This is a genomic window from Streptomyces spiralis (assembly GCF_014654675.1).
Taxonomy (GTDB): Bacteria; Actinomycetota; Actinomycetes; order Streptomycetales; family Streptomycetaceae; genus Streptomyces; species Streptomyces spiralis.
In genome coordinates this window covers 436976-454042 of sequence record NZ_BNBC01000001.1, presented here as the reverse complement: position 1 = coordinate 454042, position 17067 = coordinate 436976, and the positions used below count along the sequence as shown (strand labels likewise).

The 17067-nt window shown below is 69.5% G+C and carries 14 protein-coding genes; 12 read left to right on the top strand and 2 right to left on the bottom strand.

Annotation, left to right across the window (positions count from 1 at the left end; translation table 11 throughout):
- The first annotated feature begins 391 nt into the window (after positions 1-391).
- Positions 392-859 (top strand): hypothetical protein, encoded by a 468-nt coding sequence (locus IE318_RS02120; protein ID WP_189895722.1) that lies wholly within the window; start codon positions 392-394, stop codon positions 857-859.
- A 135-nt stretch (positions 860-994) separates the two neighbouring features.
- On the opposite strand, the gene IE318_RS02115 is transcribed toward IE318_RS02120, so the two are convergent.
- A complete protein-coding gene (locus tag IE318_RS02115) occupies positions 995-1543 on the bottom strand; it encodes a hypothetical protein (RefSeq protein ID WP_189895721.1) in 549 nt (182 codons plus the stop codon).
- Between the two features lie 725 nt (positions 1544-2268).
- Here IE318_RS02115 and IE318_RS02110 point away from each other — a divergent pair.
- From IE318_RS02110 to IE318_RS02085, 6 genes are all read left to right on the top strand, one after another.
- Positions 2269-3552, top strand: a complete 1284-nt coding sequence (locus IE318_RS02110) for a sugar transferase (protein ID WP_444546212.1) — start codon at positions 2269-2271, stop codon at positions 3550-3552.
- Positions 3553-3636: 84 nt separating this feature from the next.
- The gene (locus IE318_RS02105) at positions 3637-4158 is read left to right on the top strand and encodes an LbetaH domain-containing protein (protein WP_189895719.1); all 522 of its coding nucleotides are present in this window, start codon (positions 3637-3639) and stop codon (positions 4156-4158) included.
- The gene (locus IE318_RS02100; RefSeq protein ID WP_189895718.1) at positions 4155-5288 is read left to right on the top strand and encodes a glycosyltransferase; all 1134 of its coding nucleotides are present in this window, start codon (positions 4155-4157) and stop codon (positions 5286-5288) included. Before IE318_RS02105 ends, IE318_RS02100 begins: the two co-directional genes overlap by 4 nt.
- A 115-nt stretch (positions 5289-5403) precedes the next feature.
- Positions 5404-6630 (top strand): nucleotide sugar dehydrogenase, encoded by a 1227-nt coding sequence (locus IE318_RS02095; protein ID WP_051844297.1) that lies wholly within the window; start codon positions 5404-5406, stop codon positions 6628-6630.
- Positions 6631-6703: 73 nt separating this feature from the next.
- Positions 6704-7726: an NAD-dependent epimerase/dehydratase family protein gene (locus IE318_RS02090; protein ID WP_189895782.1), complete on the top strand. Its 1023-nt coding sequence runs from the start codon at positions 6704-6706 to the stop codon at positions 7724-7726.
- A 44-nt stretch (positions 7727-7770) separates the two neighbouring features.
- The gene (locus IE318_RS02085) at positions 7771-8508 is read left to right on the top strand and encodes a CDP-alcohol phosphatidyltransferase family protein (protein ID WP_189895717.1); all 738 of its coding nucleotides are present in this window, start codon (positions 7771-7773) and stop codon (positions 8506-8508) included.
- Between the two features lie 9 nt (positions 8509-8517).
- On the opposite strand, the gene IE318_RS02080 is transcribed toward IE318_RS02085, so the two are convergent.
- Positions 8518-9756 carry a glycosyltransferase gene (locus IE318_RS02080; protein ID WP_189895716.1) on the bottom strand — a complete coding sequence of 413 codons (1239 nt, stop codon included), beginning with the start codon at positions 9754-9756 and terminating at the stop codon, positions 8518-8520.
- 169 nt (positions 9757-9925) lie between these two features.
- Between IE318_RS02080 and IE318_RS02075 the strand changes: the two genes are divergently transcribed.
- The 5 genes from IE318_RS02075 to IE318_RS02055 all read left to right on the top strand — a co-directional run bounded on the left by IE318_RS02075 (position 9926) and on the right by IE318_RS02055 (position 16639).
- Positions 9926-11344 carry a hypothetical protein gene (locus tag IE318_RS02075; protein WP_229903281.1) on the top strand — a complete coding sequence of 473 codons (1419 nt, stop codon included), beginning with the start codon at positions 9926-9928 and terminating at the stop codon, positions 11342-11344.
- A gap of 10 nt (positions 11345-11354) precedes the next feature.
- Complete coding sequence (locus IE318_RS02070; RefSeq protein WP_189895714.1) at positions 11355-12992, top strand: hypothetical protein; 1638 nt, start codon at positions 11355-11357, stop codon at positions 12990-12992.
- The gene (locus tag IE318_RS02065) at positions 12989-14548 is read left to right on the top strand and encodes an oligosaccharide flippase family protein (protein ID WP_189895713.1); all 1560 of its coding nucleotides are present in this window, start codon (positions 12989-12991) and stop codon (positions 14546-14548) included. Before IE318_RS02070 ends, IE318_RS02065 begins: the two co-directional genes overlap by 4 nt.
- A gap of 82 nt (positions 14549-14630) precedes the next feature.
- Positions 14631-16175 carry a fibronectin type III domain-containing protein gene (locus IE318_RS02060; protein ID WP_229903280.1) on the top strand — a complete coding sequence of 515 codons (1545 nt, stop codon included), beginning with the start codon at positions 14631-14633 and terminating at the stop codon, positions 16173-16175.
- Positions 16175-16639 (top strand): FAD synthase family protein, encoded by a 465-nt coding sequence (locus tag IE318_RS02055; RefSeq protein ID WP_189895712.1) that lies wholly within the window; start codon positions 16175-16177, stop codon positions 16637-16639. Before IE318_RS02060 ends, IE318_RS02055 begins: the two co-directional genes overlap by 1 nt.
- Positions 16640-17067 lie beyond the last annotated feature (428 nt).

Here is a 17067-nt window from a genome sequence, read left to right as displayed (position 1 = left end):
CGTCCCGACCGCAGGAAATGAGGCGCCACATCGATGCAGGGGCATATGAAGGTCGATGCCGAGATGGAACGCGCGGTAGCTCAAGTCATCGACGCATTTCCGTTCCGCGGCTATTTCGATCCGGAGCTGTCCGGACACGTCACGCTCGCCCAGACCGTCCAGCGGTTCCTCGAGCCGGGGTGGCGCATCCTGGACTTCGGGGCCGCCCCGGCGGACAAGACCGCTGTGCTGGCCGCACTCGGCTACCGGTGCACGGCCGTCGACGACCTCCAGGACGAATGGCACAAGCGCGGCCGGGCCCGCGAGCTCATCCTCGACTTCGCCGAGAAGATGGGCATCGAGTACATCCAGCTCGGCGGTGGCGCTCTGCCCAGCGCCGGAGCCCCGCGACGTGCTGGAACAGCTCCACAACTCGCCGCGCGACCTGCTGAACGGCCTGCTCGAGCGGGTCCGCGACGGCGGCTACCTGTTCGTCACCGTCCCCAACCACGTCAATCTGCGCAAACGCTTCGACGTGCTGCGCGGCAGGACCAGCCACCCGCAGTACGAGCTCTACTACTGGTACCCCGGCAACTGGCGCGGCCACGTGCGCGAGTACACCGAGGGCGACTGCCTGGCGCTGGCCAAGGCGCTGGGGCTTCAGGCGCGCGAGGTGCGCGGCACCCACCACATGCTCTGCAAGGTGCCGCGGCGCTTCCTGCGTGCCTACCTGGCCGCCAGTCGGCTCGCTCCGTCGACCAGGGACACGTGGTCGCTGGTCGCGCAGAAGCCGCCGGGCTGGGTGGCCAAGCCGGAGCTCGACGACTCCGAGTTCCGCCGGCTCACCGGCCTGAAGTCATGGAGTGAGCTGGCCCACTGACACGCGGATCACATGCGACACGTGTGGGGCCCGGGAATTCCCGGGCCCCCACTCCTTCATTGTGACGGCGGGTGCGTGAACCTATTCACGCCTCACCGCCGGACGGGCCGTTCCGCACAGCCGGCCCGAGCCCCATCAGGTGTACTTGGTCTTGACCGAGCAGAAGACGATGTGGCTGATGCCGTAGAACTTGTCGTTCTGGGGGTTGACCGACGTGTGGAGCGTCGTGTCGGCCGCGATGCTGCCGCTGCCGAGGCTCCTGTAGTCGTAGACGTTCGCCCTCGGGCCGCCCTTGACGATGACAGCGGCGGCGGCGAAGGTGCTGCCCGTGCTGTAGGAGAAGTCGACCAGCTGCCCGTCAGGCGTCACCGGGTCGATGTTGTTGGGGTAGATGTTGAAGTCGATGGTGCTGCCATCCGGCAGCGGGAGCTGGCCGGATCCCGAGGGGTTTTCGCCCGTGGTGTTCTGCACTGCGCTGCCGAGGCCAATGTCCTGGCAGAACGGGTTGGTCTGGAGATCGGTCTCCGTCGGGGCCACTGCGGCATCGTACTGAGGGCCGGGCGCCGCCAGCGCGGGGCTGGCGGTGAGGCCGACTGCCACTGCGGCCGTCAGGCCCGCGCCGACAAGCCGTGTGGCCCACTTCGCCTTGGGCGACTGGGTCTTCGCTCGGGTAGCTACTCGCATTACGAGCAGTCCTCCTTGTTTCTGGGGGTACCAGACCTCGGGTACCGGATCACGCCCTCGCGGCCGCTCGCGCCTTTTCCTTCGGGCATTCGAGTTGGGAACATCCCTGCGCCGCTGGACGTCACGACATTTACATGACTGGCCCGCAATCGCGTTTTACGACTCCTTTTCCTACGCCGTTCGGATTGCAAATGCGGCCGGAAAGGTGAAGAGGACCGTTCCGGCCTCCCGTGAAGGCGGCTGTTTCCGTGCTGGTGGACGGGTAATAGTCGCTCGAGGCAGCTAGTTGGAGGCGCCGTCGCCGCGCCCGCGCCACCTCCGGACGACCCCTCCTTCATCCCGTCCGACGCCGCTCGCGCCCACCCCGTCACTCCTTCGCCGGTCGCAGCGCAGGCGTTGCATGGCGGCAAATCCGGAATATAGGACATAGCCGTGTAATGGTTGATATCACCATCGCATGAGGTGCGTGCCCCGGCTTCCGTCTGCTGCCGTTGCGGCCGCGCCCTGCGCTTCGTACGGGGTCTCAGGGGAGAACCATGCGGCAGTCCACCAGTGCGGCGTCATGGCAGAGGCCATATTCCACGGCGTATCGACCGCCCTCGCGCACGGGCCCGAGGTTCGGGTGGTACGCGGCGGTCGCGTTCTGTGCGGATGCCGCCGCAGTGGCGCTGCCGACGTCGGCGACGCTCTCGGCGATCGGGGAACCACACCCGCTGCGGCAGGCGATGGTGATCAGTGTGGTCTGGCTGCTCGTGGGCCTCGCCGACAGGCGGTACGCGCAGTCGGCATGGGACGAAGGCGCACCGGTCGGACCGATCGTGCGGGACTGGTTGCTGCTGCTCGGCTCGCTGGCCGTGCTGCGTACCGTCTCCGGCCTCGAGGGTGCGCCCGGCGTACCGCTCGCCGCGCTGGGCCCGTCGCTCGTGGCCACTCTGGTTTGCCGCAAGGCGGTGCACCGCAGTGTGCTGGCCGCGCGTCGCGACGCGTGGGCGCTGCGGCGCGTCTTCGTCATCGGTGAGGCAGGGGCGGTGGACGCGGTGGTCGGACAGCTCGCCGAGCGGACCGATCACGGCTATGTGGCGGTCGGAGCCTGTGTCGTGGGCGAGGGAGAGGTGCTCTCCGGCGTACGGGTCTGTGGCAGGCTCCGGGTGCAGGAGCCGGCCGACTTCGAGGAGGACGCCTCGTCCGTACGGGAGGCGGCCGAGGCGCTCGGTGCCGACCTGGTCTTCGTGGCCCCCGGCCGGCACATGTCCGGGGGCCGGCTTCGGCGGCTGTCCTGGGCCCTGCACGACGAGGGCCGCCCGTTGATGGTCCTGCCGGGCATCATCGAGGTGGCCCGGCGCAGGATCCGGCTCACTTCGGCGGCCGGGCTCACCCTGCTGCACATCTCACCGCCTACCCGGCACGGCCTGCCGACGCTTCTCAAGGACGCCACGGACCGGCTGGGCGCGTTTCTGCTCCTGGTCGTGCTGGCTCCGCTGTTCGCGCTTCTGGCGCTCGCCGTGCGCCTGGGCTCGCCGGGACCGGTCATCTACCGCCAGACGCGTGTCGGGCGGTACAACACGCATTTCCCCCTGTGGAAGTTCAGGACCATGGTGGTCGACGCGGACCGTATGAAGGGCGACTTGGCGGCGGCGAACGAGAACGACGGCCACATGTTCAAGCTCCGCCGGGACCCACGAGTCACGCCGGTCGGCCGGTTCCTCCGCCGCTACTCGCTGGACGAGCTGCCCCAGCTGGTCAATGTCCTGCTCGGTCACATGTCGCTGGTGGGCCCCCGCCCGCCGCTTCCCGAGGAAGTCGCCCGCTACGACCAGGTGGAGATGCGCCGGCTGAGCGTCAAACCAGGCCTCACAGGGCTCTGGCAGGTGAGCGGACGGTCGGACCTGACCTGGCCCGAGACCGTCTCGCTCGACCTGAGGTACGTCGACAACTGGTCCTGGTCATGGGACATGGCGGTCATGGCCCGCACCGTCCGCGCCGTGCTGGACGGGCGCGGCGCCTACTGACGCCCGTACGCCGACGACCGGACATACCCGCCCGCCAGGAACTCGCAGCGGGATCACACGCTCGACCTCAGGAGAACCATCGCGATGGACCGTCACCTACGGGGTTTCACCGGAGCAGGTTACGACAAGGGGCGCCCCCTGCTCGTTCAGGCCGCCTGGTTCGCCGTCCTCAATCTCGTCTTCGTCAAATGGTGGTTCCCGACCCGCTGGCGCCCCGCCGTGCTGCGGGCCTTCGGGGCCCGCATCGGGCGACGCGTACTGATCCGCCAGCGGGTGCGGGTGCACTGGCCGTGGCGGCTGGACATCGGCGACGACGTATGGATCGGCGAGGGCGCCTGGCTGCTGAACCTGGAGCAGATCACGATCGGCAGCAATGTGTGCGTCTCCCAGGACGCCCTGTTGTGCACGGGAAGTCATCAACGGCACAGTTCGACCTTCGAGTTCGACAACGGCCCCATCCGCCTGGAACCGGGATCCTGGGTCGCGGCGCGGGCCGTTGTTCTGCGTGGAGTCACGGTGGGCCGCAGTGGGGTGGTCGGCGCCTCGGCGGTGGCCCACCACGACGTGGGTCCCGGCGCCGTCGTCACGACGGGGGCCCCGGCATGAGACTCGTCCATGTGGTGACGCTCGTCAGCGACGACGGCGCCTACGGCGGTCCCACGAGCGTGGCCACCGGGCAGCTCGAGGAGTGCGCCGCGCGTGGCCACGAGGCCACGCTCGTGTCCCTGTGGCAGGGCAGGTCGCCCGCACCGGCCCGCATCGGCGCCGTGGCGCTGCGGACGCGCCCCGCCCGCTCCCTGCTTCCAGGGCGCTTCACCGGAATCATGCACCCGCTGCTCGTCAGGGATCTGTGGCGCTCCATGGGCCAGGCCGATGTGGTGCACATCCATGCGGGGCGCGACCTCGTCTCCCTGGCCGCGCTCGCCGTCGCCGCCCTGCGGCGCAAGAGGTTCCTGGCGCAGACGCACGGCATGGTGGAGCCCCGTCGCGCTGCCCTCGTGCGACTCTTCGACCGCGTCTACGTGCCGCTTCTGCGCCGGGCGCGCGGCTGCCTGGTTCTCACCGAGCGGGAGCGGCTCGCCCTGGCCCAGGTCATCGGCCCCGGCGGCCCGTCGCTGCTGACCCTGCCCAACGGTGTACGGCCGGACAGGGACGGTGCCGAGGGACACTGGCACCGCGACCGGGAGGTGCTGTTCCTGGCCCGACTCCACCCGCGCAAGCGCCCCGAGTCGTTCGTGGAGATGGCCGCGCTGGTCCACCGGAGAGTGCTCGACGCGCGGTTCACCCTCTACGGGGCGGACGAGGGGTCGCTGCCCGCAGTGCGCCGGCTCATCGCCTCCCACGGGCTCACGGACATCGTCTCCTACGGCGGGGCGCTGGACCATGCCGAGGCCGTACGGGCCTACGCGAAGGCGGCCGTCTATGTGCTGCCGAGCGTCGACGAGCCGTTCGGGATGACCGTGATCGAAGCCATGTCCGCCGGCACTCCGGTGGTGTGCACCGACGGCTGCGCCATCGCCGACGACCTGGCCCGCCGGGGCGCGGCGGTGGTCACCGACGGCAGTCCGAGCGAGCTGGCCGACGCGGTGTGCGGGCTGCTGGCGGACGACGAGCGGCGCCACGCCCTGGTGAGTGCGGGGCGTCGCGCCGTCGAGGAGACCTTTTCCATCCACGCCGTCACGGACCGGCTGGAGGAGATCTACCGGCGTCTGTGTCATATCGGCTGTACGGAGTAACTCTGCCGAGCGGCCTGTTGCCGAATCATTCTTTTCAGAAAAAGCCTTGTACGGTTTTCACGCATCGTTGTCCGCCCGCCGAAGGTGGCCCGCACGACGGAGATGAGTTCCAGGAATGAACCAGCAGTTGTGTGGCGGCGCGGGGAGCTCGGCGCCTGCCGCGGATGTGGTCATCATCGGCGGTTGCGGGCGCGTTGGCCTCCCGTTGGGGATCGCCCTCGCCGCGCGTGGAATGCTGTCGGTCACGCTCTACGACATCGACACCGCGGCCGTCGACACGGTCAACCGGGGAGAGCTTCCGTTCCAGGAGGCAGGGGCCGCCGAACCGCTGCGCCGGAGCGTGTCCGACGGTCTGCTGCGCGCCACGACCGACGGTGCGAGCGTCGCCACCACGGAGAACCTGATCGTGGTGGTGGGCACGCCGGTGGACGAGCATCTCAACCCGGATCTCGGAGCGGTCCCCCGGGCGCTGGAGCGCTGCGCGGAGCATCTGAGGGACGGACAGCTGGTCATGCTCCGAAGCACGGTGCACCCCGGAGTCACCGCGCTGACCGAGCGGCTGCTGGAGCGGCTCGGCAAGACGGTGGACGTGGCCTTCTGCCCGGAGCGCATCGCCGAGGGCGCGGCCATGACCGAACTGTTCGAGCTGCCGCAGCTGGTGGCGGCCCGGTCACAGCAGGCGGGGGACCGGGCCGAGAAGTTCTTCCGCACCCTCACCGACAAGATCGTCCGCACCGAGCCGGAGGAGGCGGAGCTCGCCAAGCTCTTCGCCAACACCTGGCGCTACGTCAAGTTCGCGACGGTCAACCAGTTCTGGATGATGGCGAACGACTTCGGGCTCGACTTCGAGCGCATCCGCCAGGCGATCACCTACGAGTATCCGCGTGCCGCCGACATGCCGGGAGCGGGATTCGCGGCCGGCCCCTGCCTGCTCAAGGACACCTTGCAGCTGGCCGCGTTCACCGGCAACAACTTCGTGCTGGGGCACGCGGCGATGCTCATCAACGAGGGACTGCCGCTCTACCTCGTGTCCCGGCTGGAGCGCAGGTTCCCGCTGGCGGACACGCGAGTGGGCGTGCTCGGCATGGGATTCAAGGCGGGCAGTGACGATGTGCGCGAAAGCCTGTCGTTCAAGTTGCGCAGAATTCTGACGGCCAAGGCGAGGGAAACACTGTGCACCGACCCGTACATCAGCGATCCGCGTTTCCTTGAATTGGGCGATGTCATGCGTCGGGCCGATCTGCTGGTCGTCGCCACGCCGCACCCGGAATACCGGGATCTGGTCACGGATAAACCGGTCGTGGACCTCTGGGGAATCACCGGCAGAGGCGTCCGGGTCTGATCGGCAGCAGGACAAGGCTTGTGCCATCCGGCCCGAGGAACCGGGCACGCAACCCGCACCAGAAAGGTCTCCTGTGAAGGTTCTCGTCACCGGCGCGTCCGGTCTGATCGGCAGTTACCTCGTCAGGGAGCTGCTTCACCAGGGGCACACCGTGGTGGGTCTGGACAACTTCTCCAAGTACGGCGAGGGCCGCCGCAGCACGGTGGACGATCCGAGCTACCGACTGGTCGAGGGAGACGCCCGCGACACGGACCTGCTGGCGGACCTGCTCGCCGACTGCGACCACTTCGTCGCCGGGGCCGCCATGATCGGCGGAATCTCTTATTTCCACACCTACGCCTACGACCTCCTGGCCACCAACGAACGGATCACCGCCGCCGCGTGCGATGCGGCGATCCGCGTCCACGGCGACGGACCGCTGCAGAAGGTGACGTACCTGAGCTCCTCGATGGTGTACGAGAACACCGGCTTCTGGCCGTCCCGCGAGGGCGACGAGCGTCGTATCCCCGCACCCTCGTCCTCCTACGGCTTCCAGAAGCTGGCGGTGGAGTACTTCGCCAGGGCGGCCCACGACCAGTACGGCCTTCCCTTCACCATCGTGCGGCCCTTCAACTGCGTGGACGTGGGGGAGGAACGGACCGTCGGGCAGAGCGAGGAGCGTTCGGGCGACCTCAAGATCAGCATGTCGCACGTCGTTCCGGACCTGGTGCAGAAGGTGCTGAAGGGCCAGGACCCGCTGCACATCCTCGGCAGCGGCGCCCAGGTGCGGCACTTCACCTACGGCGGGGACCTGGCGCGCGGCATCTGCGCCGCGATCTTCCATCCCGGCGCATTCAACGAGGACTTCAACCTGGCGAGCCCGGAGTCGACCAGCGTCCTGGAGCTCGCGGAGCGGATCTGGCACAAGATCAAGGGGCCCGACGAACCGTTCCGTTACGCGACCGACCGCCCCTTCGAGCACGATGTGCAGCGCCGGACGCCCGACGTCTCCAAGGCCAGGGACGTGCTCGGCTTCACCGCGACGACCACTCTGGACGAGATCCTCGACAAGGTCATTCCCTGGGTGCGCCAGGCGATCGACGACGGCCGCCTCTGATCAGAGGTGATCATTCCACTTGATCACGCCAGGAGGTGCGGCGAGTGAACTTCTCCAGCGCGCTGCGGCAGCTTTCGCAGGTGCAGAAACCGGCCCGCGGAGCTCCCTTCTACGCCCGGTTCGTCAACCGGCCGGTCGGCCGGGTGCTGGCGGCCACGGCGCATCGCATGGGTCTTTCCCCCAACCACGTGACCGCGGTCAGCGCGCTGGCCACCTTCGCGGCCATTGCCGCGATCCTCGCGTGCCCCCCTTCCTACGCGCTCGGACGATGGGTCACCCTGGCTCTGCTTCTCGGCTTCGCGCTCGACTCCGCGGACGGCCAGCTCGCCCGGCTGACCCGGTCGGCCAGCCCTTCCGGGGAGTGGATGGACCATGTCGTGGACTGCGCGAAGCTCCTCGGTATCCATGCGGCGGTCCTGATCTCCTTCTACCGATTCTTCGAACTGCCGCGTACCGTCATGCTGCTCGCCCCGGTCGGCTTCCAGTTCGCCGCCGTCCTGCTGTTTTTCGGGGGGACCCTGACGGACCAGCTCAAGAGGCGGGGGTCCGAGGTGTCCGCCGGCCTCCGGCCCCGGTCCTCTGCCGTTCGGGTGATGGCACTGCTGCCCGTGGACTACGGACTGCTGTGCCTGACCTTCCTTTTCCTGGGGAACCAGAAGATCTTCTGCGGGCTGTACGTCACCCTGCTCGCGGCCCATGTGCTGCTGGTGCCGGCGTTCCTCGCCAAGTGGTTCCGGGAACTGTACCGACGGCCCGCCGAGGAGTCGGCGGGCCGCCTGTGAGGACTGTCGTCACCGGGCCAGGGCCTCGGACAGCATCGCGGTGATCCGGCCGAGTCCGGCCTCCGGGCTCAGCCGTTGCCGGACATAGGCGGGGCCGCGTGCGCCCAGCGCGGCCGAGCCGCCGGGGTCGCGCATCAGTCCCGCGACCGTGCCGTGCAGCGCCTCCGGATCCTCGGCCGGGACGACGACTCCGGCAGCGGAGCGGCGCACCTCCTGGGCGGTGCCGCCGTCGGCGGCCACCGAGGCCACAACCGGTCGCCCGCTGGCGAAGTAGGACGTCAGCTTGGACGGCAGACTCATGTCGAGCACGGACGCGCGTTGGGTGACCGCGAGGACGTCCGCCGCGGCCAGAACGTCGGGGAAGTCCGCGTCGGGCACGGGCGGGAGGAACGTGAGGTTCGGCAGGCCGGCCGCGAGGTGCTCCAGGTGCGCCCGGCGACTGCCGTCGCCCATGAGGACGATCCGCAGGCGCGGGGTGTCGCGGGCCGCGATCCGGGCCATCTCGACCAGCACCTCGAGGCCCTGTTTGAGCCCCATGTTGCCCGCGTGCAGCAGGACGAACTCCTCGTCGCTCCAGTCGAGCCGCGCCCGTACCGCCCGGCGGTCACCGGTCGGGGACGGCACATGGGCCCAGTTGGGCACCACCCTGACCCTCGGCCCCGGCACGCCCATGGCGGTGACGCGGTCGACGAACGACTCGTGCACCACACCGGTCAGGACGGCCCCGCGCAGCACACGCGCCTCCACTCCGGCCACCAGGGACGCCACGCGGCCTCCGCCGCCGATCCCGCTCTGCGCCGCCGCCGCGCCCATGAGGTCCTGCACCACGACCACGTGCGGCACCCCGTGGCGGCGGGCCAGCCGGCCGCCGATGACACCGCCCGCGAGGGTCGGCATCTGACTGATCACCACGTCCGGCCGACCGGTCGGCGGTCGGATCGAGCCGTGCGCCAGGAAGCTGGTCTCGTAGGCCGCTCTGAACAGTGCCGTCTGACGCCTCGGAACGAAACTGCGGCGGCGATGGACCCGGACGCCTCTCCGGTTCTCCACCGTGCGCCAGCGCCCCTGGTACTCGCTGTGGATCCGCCACTCGGGATAGTGCGGCATACCCGTGAGGACATCGACGTCGGCGCCGAGGGCGGCCAGGTGTTCCGCGGTCAGGGTCGAGTAGGGCGCGATTCCCGTGCGCTCCGGCGCGTAGTTGGTCGACACGAGGAGGACGCGGCGCCCCTCGAATACATCGGTCATTCACATAAAATACGACACAAATTGCCAATTCCTGACGCGAAACGCCCTTTGGTGGCGATCGATATGCCCGGTAACTGAGCTATAACTCGATTGCTCATGATTCATTCGATTCATTCTGATCCGGTGCTTCGGTGAGGGGATGCGGGTGCGGGACGGTCGATTCCGTTGCATGGCTGCGGTAGGGGTCTGGGCCCTGGTGCTCATGGTCCTGCTGCCGGGCCTGGTCCTGCTGAGTCCCGGCGCGCACCTGAGCGTGGCGCTCGTCGTGCAGTGCGGCGTGGTGGCGCACGCCGCCGTCGCCCTGACCCGCGTGCTCACCGACACCTCGGTGCGGCTCCTCGCCCTGGGGTTCTGGCTCTTCACCTACGTCTGGCTGGGGCTGGCGCCGCTCGCCATGCTCGCCACCGACACCTACCCCCTCGGCTACCGGACCGGTGACACCACTGCTCTCGCCGCCGTCGTACTGACCGAACTCGGGCTCCTGGCGTACACCGTCGGGGCGGCGCTGGCCGCCCGGCGCGCGGGCGACCGGTCCGTCGTCCTCGAACCGCTGCTCTCCCGCAGGCTCGCCCCCCTGCCGGTGCTCCTGCTCTGCGCTCTGGCGCTCGTTCTCGCGGTCCTGCTGATCCCCCAGCAGGAAGGAGGGTGGCAGGCCTTCTTCACCAGCCGTCAGGCTCTGCGGCAATCGGGCGTCACCACGGACACGGTGCACGTGCTGCGTCTGTGGGGCCTGTCCGTACCCGCCTTCTGGGCGCTGGTGGCTCTGGTGCACCTGGCCCGGCCGGCCAGGAAGGACCGGCTGCTGCGCTGGATGCGCCGCGCGCTGCTGCCGCTGCTGCTCGTCGTCAACGTGGTCGTCAACAATCCGATCAGCAGGCCGCGCTTCTGGACCGGAACCGTCCTTCTGGTCCTGCTCTTCTCGTGGCGCCGGTTCAACCGTCCCCGCGCCTTCCGTATCACCGCCGGGGCACTCGCGGCCGTCCTGCTGCTCGTCTTCCCGTACGCCGACTACTTCCGCTACGACAAGCGCCAGGCCGTCCAAGTGGTGTCCATGACGGAACAGTTCAGCACCAACATGGACTACGACGCCTTCCAGCAGATGCAGACCGGCATCGACGCCGTCGAGGCGAACGGGCTCTCGCCCTCGTCCGCGCTCGGGACGGCCCTCTTCATGGTGCCCCGCTCCATGTGGCCCGACAAACCCGAGGACACCGCGATCGGGCTGGCCCGATTCGCGGGCTACAAGTTCAGCAATCTCTCGGCGCCGCTGTGGATCGAGAGCTATCTGTGGGGCGGTGCCCCCTGCGTGGCCGTCGTCTTCTTCCTGCTCGGCGCGGTCAGCCGCCGCATGGACGACATCCGGGAACGGCTGCGGGACGGGCCGGTCACGCTGGCCGTTCCACTGATCCCGGCTCTCGCCTTCTACCAGCTGATCCTCCTGCGCGGCAGCCTCATGGCGATCATCGGCCCCGTGGCGCTGCTGCTGACCGTTCCGTTCTTCATCACCGCCCGTGCCGCCCGGTCATCCCGGTACCCCTCACCGGCGCAGCCGCCCGCGACCGCAGGTCATGCACCGATCCCCGGATAAGGAGGCAGCCGTGCCCAGCCCCACCCACCTCGATGACCGGTACGACGAACCGGACCAGCTCCGCGACCAGGTGCGCCAACTGCTGACGTACCGTGCGACCATCACGCTCGCCATCGCCGTGGGGCTGCTCGGCGGCCTGCTGCTGGCGCTGCTCCGCCCGGACGGTTACTCCGCCACCAGCGACGTCCTGGTCCGCTCCAGAATGGACCCGGCGTTCGGCGTGTCCAACGACAACCAGGTGCTGCTGGGCACAGAACGGCAGATGGCGCTCAGCCCCGCCGTCGCGGCCCGTGCGGCCGGGGCGCTGGGCGAGCCGTCCCGTGCCGGCGCATTGTCGGCGGGCCTGCGCGTCACGAGCCCGCCGAACACCCAGATCCTCAGGCTCGAGTACACGGCGCCCACCGCGCAGTGGGCGGCCCGGGTGAGCAACGCGTTCGCCGAGGCCTACCTCGCGGATCGCCAGGAGCGGACCCAGGCCCTGGTCGCTCGGATGACCAGCGGCCTCGAAGAGCAGACGACCGAGCTGAGTGAGCGGATCGCCGCGAAGCAGAGGGAGAAGAACGCGGCCGCGACCGCGGCACTGCAGGGCCAGAACGAGGAACTGCAGAAGCGGATCTCCGACATCAGGGCCTTCGACACCACCGGCGGGGACATCATCCGCCGGGCCGAGCCGCCGACGCGGCCCTCGGGCCCGGGCCGCGCGCCGCTCATCGGCCTCGGCCTGCTGGGTGGTCTCCTCCTGGGCATCGTGCTCGCCTGGCTGCGGTCCGCCCTGGAGCCGCGGGCCCGCTCGGTCGGCGAGGTCCAGGGGGCGCTGGGCGCTCCGGTGCTGGGCATCCTCCCGGGGCCCGGGAAGGACGGTGAACTGCTGGAGGTCGGGCGGTCCGGCGGTGACCGCGCGGAGGCGTACCGGACCCTCGCTTTTCGGCTGCGGCACACCGGGGGCGGCACGCCCGGCGGTTCCCTCCTGGTCGTGGCGCCGGGGCGCGGCGGTGATGCCGAGGCCGTCGCGGTGAACCTCGCCGCCGCGCTCGCCGAGGCCGGTGACGACGTCCTGCTGATGGACGCCACCGCCGGCACCCCCGGCCTGTCGGCGCGACTGCCGCTGGTCGACGGGGACTTGGACGGCACCGGCGCATCGTCCGGCGCCGCCGAGGGCCGGGTCGTGGTCGACGCGGGCACGGCGGGGCGCTTCACCCTCCTTCCCGACGCGCGCGGCACCGGCGACGACGCTCCGGCGTCCGCCCCGCTGACGGACACCCTCGCGAGCGCCGGCTCCGGAGGTGCGGCGCTCGTCGTCACCCGTCCTGTGCTCGAAAGCGCCGACGCTCTCGCGGTCGCCCCCCGGGTGGGCGGTGTCCTCGTGGTGGGCGGCGACCGCACCAGGCGCGACGAGCTGAAGCGGGTCAGCGAGCTGATCGGCTGCTCGGGCGGACGCATCCTGGGCGCGGTGCTGGACATCGACACACATCGGAGCCCGTTCCTCGGCGCGAGCCGGCCGCTCCCGGCCGCGACACCGACTGCGGCCGTCCGAGGAGCCGGTGAGCTGCCCGCGCAGCACACCGAGGGCACGGAGCAGGGGGAGAAGCTTCCCCAGCCGCAGAAGAGCTCTCCCGTACAGGACGACACAGTCACCGCATCCCGATGACGAATGCTTCCGGAACGCTTACCGCCCCCTCGGTCACGCCCGCCCCCAGCGGGGTCGCCGCCACCGCACGTGGCGGATGGTGGGGTGTGGTCGGGTCGACGGTGAACGCCGTCTTCGGCTACCTCCTCGTCACCCTCGTCACGCGCGCCCTCGGGGCGCAGGGGTCCGGAGCGGTGTTCACCGGCGTCGCCGTCTTCACCATCCTCAGCAACACGTGCAAGCTCGGTGCCGACACCGGGCTGGTGCGCTTCGTGTCCCGCGACATGGCCACGGACGGTGGCCACCGGGTGGGCGCCCTCCTGCGCAGCGCCGTCGTGCCGGGAGCCGCGGCGAGCACCGCGGCCGCAGCCCTGCTGCTGCTGTCCCCGTCCACGGCCACCTCACTGCTGCCCACCCTCACCCCTCACGAGGCCGTCACCCTGATCCGGCTCTTCGCACTGTTCCTCCCGGTGGCCACGGTCACCCTGATCCTGCTCGGCGGCACCCAGGGCTACGGCACCGTGGTCCCGTTCGTCGGCGTCGAGCAGGTCGTCAAACCGGTGCTGCGCGTGCTCATCGCCGTACCGGTCACGCTGCTGGCTCCCGGGGTGCTGAACCTGGCCGCCGCCTGGCTCGTCCCCACTCCGGCCGGCGCCGTCATCGCCTGGGCCGCGCTGCGCCGGTGCCGTCGCACGAGCCCGGTACACCCGTCCGGAACCGGCACGGCCGCACCCCGCACGGACGCCGTTCGGCGCGGATTCTGGGCGTACGCCGCCCCCCGGGCCGTCTCCGCCGTCTTCGACATCAGCTCGGTCTGGGTGGGGGTGATCCTGCTGTCCTGCCTGGCCACGAGCGAGGAAGCAGGGATCTACACCGCCGTCAGCCGGGTCATCGTCGCGGCGACCCTGCTCCAGCTCGCCGTCCGCCTGGCCTTCGCCCCGGAGATCAGCCGCCTTCTGGCCGCGGACGAGTCGGAGCAGGCCGGTCAGCTGCATCGCATCTCGACGCGCTGGATCGTGCTGTTCTCCTGGCCGCTGTTCGTGCTCCTGGCGAGCTTTCCGGCCACGGTCCTCTCCCTCTTCGGACCGGAGTTCGTCCAGGGAGCGGACGCGTTGGTCGTCCTGTGCGTCGCCTCCGCGATCAACGTCGGCGTCGGAAACGCACAGACCGTGCTGCTCATGGCCGGGAAGAGCTCATGGCACCTGGGGGCCACCGCCGTCGCGTTCGCAGTGCAGCTGGCCGTCGGCATCCTCGCCGTTCCCCGTTACGGGGTCCTGGGCGCCGCCCTTTCCTGGGGAGCGGCCATTGTCGTCGAAAATCTCATGGCGGCCGTCCTGGTACGGCGTCATCCGGGCTTCACGACGGTGGACCGGGGATATCTCGCCGCGACCATCGTGGGTCTGTTTCTCACGGCGGTTCTGGTTATTCCGGCCAGACTCCTGACGGGAGACACGGAAATCGGACTCGCCGTTGGAATTACGTTGGCTTTCGGTGTACTCGGTGTAGGTTTGCATCGCCTTCCTGCCGTGCTGGGAGTGTGTGATCTCATCGATGCATTCCGTAAACGGGTCGCCTGATGCCGTCGCGGCATCGAATTCGCCGCAATTTCTTCCCGGCACCTTTTCGTCACCTGGACCACCTCAATCCCCGAGGTATTGCATGCGCCTGAGTAAATTCACGACGAGGTTCGTCACCACGGCTTCCACCGTGGTGCTCCTCGCGGCAGCCGCGCCCATGGCCGCCGTCGGCGCGCCCGCCCGCGGCCAGACGAACGAACAGAGCCTGACCGCCGCGCCCATGGCCACCTGGCAGACGGACGGCATCGTGTGGACGGTCGCGTACGCACGCGGTGTCGTGTACGTCGGCGGCGAGTTCGGCACGGTCCGCCCGCCGGGCGCCGAACCCGGCGAGGACGAGGTGGCGCGCGAGAACTTCGCCGCCTTCGACGCCACCACCGGTGCTCTGCTGCCGTGCACCCACTCCTTCTCGGGGTTCGGCAACGCGGTACGGGCGTTGAAGGTCTCGCCCGACGGCAAGAGACTGTACGTAGGCGGCTCGTTCGGCGAAGTCGACGACACGAAGGTCTACAGCGCGGTCGCGCTCAACACGGCCGACTGCTCGCTGCGCAAGGATTTCCACCCCGGCGCTTCGGCGACGGTCCGGGCCATCGAGACCACGGGCAACACTGTCTATCTCGGCGGAGACTTCACCCGGATCAGCAATCAGACCAGGAACCGCATCGCGGCGTTCACCCCCAGCGGGGAACTGCTGCCCTTCAAGGCGGACGTCGACCTGGGGGTCTCGGCCCTCCTGGCCGCCCCTGATCAAGGAAAGCTCATCGTCGGCGGCGACTTTCACAACGTCAACGGCAGAGCGGAACAGGCTCTGGTCGCCCTGAATCCGTCGACGGGTGCGACCGTGACCTCCTTCCCGCACTGGCTGCCGCAAAGATCTTCCGTCAAAACGCTCGCACGCGACGAGACCAACTTCTACCTGGGAGCCGACGGCAAGGGGGTGGGAATCTTCGACGGTCGCATCGCCGGCCGTCTCTCCGACGGCCGGATGGTCTGGAAGGACACCTGCCTGGGCGCCACCCAGTCCGTGCTCGTGTACAACGGAATCCTCTACAGCGGATCCCACGCCCACTACTGCGGCCTCACTCCGGGGGGCTTTCCCGACGGACCCCGCCGGCACTTCCTGGCCCAGTCGGTGCGTGACAAACGCATCCTGCACTGGTTCCCGAACACCAATGAGGGACTTGGTGAGGGGGTCGGCCCCCGGTCGATCGTGATGGCGGGCGGCATCCTCTGGGCGGGCGGGGAGTTCACCACGGTCAACGGCAAGCCCCAGCAGGGCCTGACGCGCTTCGGGACCGGCGGCCGCGGCAGCGCCCCGGAGGCCGCCCCCCGGCTCACGGCCAAGAGCTCGGGCACCGGCAAGGTCACGCTCACCTGGCGCGCCGCCTGGGACCGGGACGACGCGGAGCTGACGTACCGGATCTACCGTGACGGCGCCCTCGTGACCTCGATCAAGAAGGAATCGGTCGAGTGGGACCGCCCGGACATGACATACACGGACTCCGTCACTGCCGGCTCCCGCCACAGCTACACGATCTCCGTCAGCGACGGCGTGAACACCCTGCCGAAGTCTCCGGCGGTCGAGACGACCGCTCTCGCCGCGCAGCAGCCGGCGGGAGACCTCTGATGGGGGAGCGCCTCGGGTACGCGCCAGGGGTCTTCGACCTGTTCCACGTGGGGCACCTCAACATCCTGCGGCGGGCGCGGGAGCACTGCGACCGCCTGATCGCGGGTGTCTGCTCCGACGAACTGGTGGTCCGGCTGAAGGGCCGGCCGCCCGTGGTGCCGCTGGCCGAGCGGCTGGAGATCGTCCGCAGCGTGCGCCACGTGGACGGGACCTTCGTCGCCACGGTGGACGACAAGATCGAGATCTGGAAGCAGGTCGGGTTCGACGTGATCTTCAAGGGCGACGACTGGCTCGGCTCACCCCTGTGGACCAGCCTCGAATCCGAGTTCGCGAAGATCGGCGTGGACGTCGTCTACTTCCCCTACACCACGCACACCTCGAGCACCCTCCTGCGCGACGCGCTCCGCCATCTGGGCCCGCAGCCCGACTCCGGGCCCGAGGTCCGCTCCCTCCAGGAGAAGTGACAGCGAGCAGAAGCGGCGGACCGGAACCCTTCCGTCCGCCGCTTTGGCGTGCCGGTCGGCGGCCGTGGCGCCCGGTTCCGTTTGACCTCCGCCACTCCCGGGGTAATCTCTACGGCTCGATTGGCCAGCCTGCCGTTGCCTATGGCAGACTGTCCGAGTTGCTCGGTCGAGTGTTGATGCTGCGCGCCTCCCGCCGGGAGGACCGGAAGCGAGTCCCACAGTACTCGTCGCCCTAACTGCCTCACGGCAGCGCTGGGGCGGACGTACGGGAATCTTCCGGGAAGCGTGGGCGCGGCACCGGCCAGGCGCCCGGTGGGCCATGCGTCGGCATGACGGACGCGTACCCCCGGTCCTGCGGTTCCGGACGGGCCGCACTCCCATGCAGGGATGTTCGAACAAGGGACATCTGTGTCAGCGGGAGCGCGACA

Bases quoted from the DNA above. Each gene is read 5' to 3' on its own strand.
- IE318_RS02100 (WP_189895718.1), top strand. From the start codon at position 4,155: ATGAGACTCGTCCATGTGGTGACGCTCGTCAGCGACGACGGCGCCTAC.
- IE318_RS02115 (WP_189895721.1), bottom strand. From the start codon at position 1,543: ATGCGAGTAGCTACCCGAGCGAAGACCCAGTCGCCCAAGGCGAAGTGG.
- IE318_RS02075 (WP_229903281.1), top strand. From the start codon at position 9,926: ATGGCTGCGGTAGGGGTCTGGGCCCTGGTGCTCATGGTCCTGCTGCCG.
- IE318_RS02095 (WP_051844297.1), top strand. From the start codon at position 5,404: ATGAACCAGCAGTTGTGTGGCGGCGCGGGGAGCTCGGCGCCTGCCGCG.
- IE318_RS02110 (WP_444546212.1), top strand. From the start codon at position 2,269: ATGGTGATCAGTGTGGTCTGGCTGCTCGTGGGCCTCGCCGACAGGCGG.
- IE318_RS02080 (WP_189895716.1), bottom strand. From the start codon at position 9,756: ATGACCGATGTATTCGAGGGGCGCCGCGTCCTCCTCGTGTCGACCAAC.
- IE318_RS02065 (WP_189895713.1), top strand. From the start codon at position 12,989: ATGACGAATGCTTCCGGAACGCTTACCGCCCCCTCGGTCACGCCCGCC.
- IE318_RS02055 (WP_189895712.1), top strand. From the start codon at position 16,175: ATGGGGGAGCGCCTCGGGTACGCGCCAGGGGTCTTCGACCTGTTCCAC.
- IE318_RS02105 (WP_189895719.1), top strand. From the start codon at position 3,637: ATGGACCGTCACCTACGGGGTTTCACCGGAGCAGGTTACGACAAGGGG.
- IE318_RS02060 (WP_229903280.1), top strand. From the start codon at position 14,631: ATGCGCCTGAGTAAATTCACGACGAGGTTCGTCACCACGGCTTCCACC.